Below are 785 nucleotides of genomic sequence, written 5' to 3'. Positions count from 1 at the left end.
GCTGCCGTGAAAATTGTCTGGTTCTGGCTGCCGTTACTGCTGCTGTTGGGCTGTCAAAAGCAAGACCCCTCGCCCGAAGAACAACTGCCTCCGGCCACACAAACCGGCGCCAACACCTTCGGCTGCTTGGTTAATGGGGAACCTTGGACGCCAAAAGGCAATAACGGCTCGTCCAATTACACCGTGTCGTACGACACCAACCCGTCCGGCGGCGTGTTGGACGTTCGCTCGTACCGCTATACCGGCACGGGGGCAAACGATTATGAGTACCTGATTCTCTTTGCGGACAATATCACCGGCGTGGGCACCTTCCCCTTGCCCAACCCGAACCGGACGCGGGCGGCCTTCAACAACCAACGCACGGGCTGCCGCTGGAGCAGTGACGAGAGCACCACCCCCTACCGTCGAGGACAGTGAGGTGGTCTAGCTAAGCCGGACACAATTGGGACGTGGTTTGGAGTTGGGATTCGAAGTGGTTGGGCGATTGATAGCCGAGGGCGGAATGTCGACGTTCGGCGTTGTAGTAGGCGATGTGGTGGCTGTTTTCGAGCCGGGCTTCGGCCAGGCCGGGGAAGTGGCCGCCGTCAAGCAACTCCGCTTTGAAGCGGCTCCAAAAGGATTCGGCGTGGGTCGTACCCGGTAGGGCATTATCGTAGCAGTTGCCCCGCCGGCTCATGCTTTGCCGCGCCCCGTAGCGGGTGAGCAACTGCTTAAAGCTGGTAGCCGTGTACTGGCTGCCCTGGTCTGAATGCACGATGAGGCCCGCCCGGGGCTGGCGCACGGCC

General features: G+C 61.1%; 1 protein-coding gene and 1 pseudogene. One reads left to right on the top strand and one right to left on the bottom strand.

Annotated features, from left to right (window positions below; genetic code table 11):
* A pseudogene (locus ACP7AJ_RS21485) lies at positions 1-417 on the top strand (hypothetical protein); the annotation flags it as partial.
* 10 nt (positions 418-427) lie between these two features.
* Here ACP7AJ_RS21485 and ACP7AJ_RS21480 read toward each other — a convergent pair.
* A partial coding sequence (locus tag ACP7AJ_RS21480) for an integrase core domain-containing protein (RefSeq protein WP_426062288.1) occupies positions 428-785 on the bottom strand: 358 nt, incomplete at its 5' end.

It is taken from the genome of Hymenobacter sp. B1770, assembly GCF_049896385.1.
In the GTDB taxonomy this organism is placed as follows: domain Bacteria; phylum Bacteroidota; class Bacteroidia; order Cytophagales; family Hymenobacteraceae; genus Hymenobacter.
This window is presented reverse-complemented; position numbering and strand designations above follow the sequence as displayed.